Origin of the sequence: Sphingomonas sp. CFBP 8765, assembly GCF_014841445.1 — a bacterium.
GTDB classification, from domain to species: domain Bacteria; phylum Pseudomonadota; class Alphaproteobacteria; order Sphingomonadales; family Sphingomonadaceae; genus Sphingomonas; species Sphingomonas aerolata.
Genome location: NZ_JACYTY010000033.1, coordinates 1 through 616, shown reverse-complemented (window position 1 = coordinate 616; position 616 = coordinate 1). Strand labels below are relative to the sequence as shown.

Below are 616 nucleotides of genomic sequence, written 5' to 3'. Positions count from 1 at the left end.
TAACAATCAGAGCATGAATTGCCTTCTGGTGGCTGCGGACGAAGAGCTGAGGCGGAGAAAGGCAGAGCGAAAAAGCCGCCTTGGAAGTCCGCCTGTCGATACCGGCGGTCCCAAACAACGTGATGCGATTGATTACGTCTCGGTCGCGGAAGGACGCACAGACAGCCATTCGGTCGCGCACGACATGCTCAGTGAGGGCGAAGCGTATGAACGATTAGCCGCTACCGGCATCGCCGCAACAACTTGGGAGAGTGCGCCGGATGGTCTTATTGAGACCGACAGCCCCAGCTGGCGGGCCTATACCGGTCAAAGCTATGACGATTGGAAAGGATATGGTTGGCTAACCGCAATCCATCCCGACGACCGAATAGCTACGATGCAGAAGTGGCGTGAGACCGTACACGATCGGCTAGCGGTTGACGCGGAGTACCGGCTAAGAGGGAAGGACGGGCAGTACCGTTGGATGAGTGTGCATGCCGTCCCGTTGCGCGCCAAGGACGGACAGATCGTCAGGTGGCTGGGTATCAACATCGATATTGATGATCGAAAGCAGCAGGAGCTTTTACAACATAGCACCGATCTTTCGGTTTAAAATTAAAAAGACCCACAACCGGTC

At 55.5% G+C, this 616-nt stretch carries 1 protein-coding gene; it reads left to right on the top strand.

The annotated features are described in order from the left end of the window. A partial coding sequence (locus tag IFT87_RS20105) for a PAS domain-containing protein (RefSeq protein ID WP_206757245.1) occupies nucleotides 1-592 on the top strand: 592 nt, incomplete at its 5' end. Between the last annotated feature and the right edge of the window lie 24 nt (nucleotides 593-616).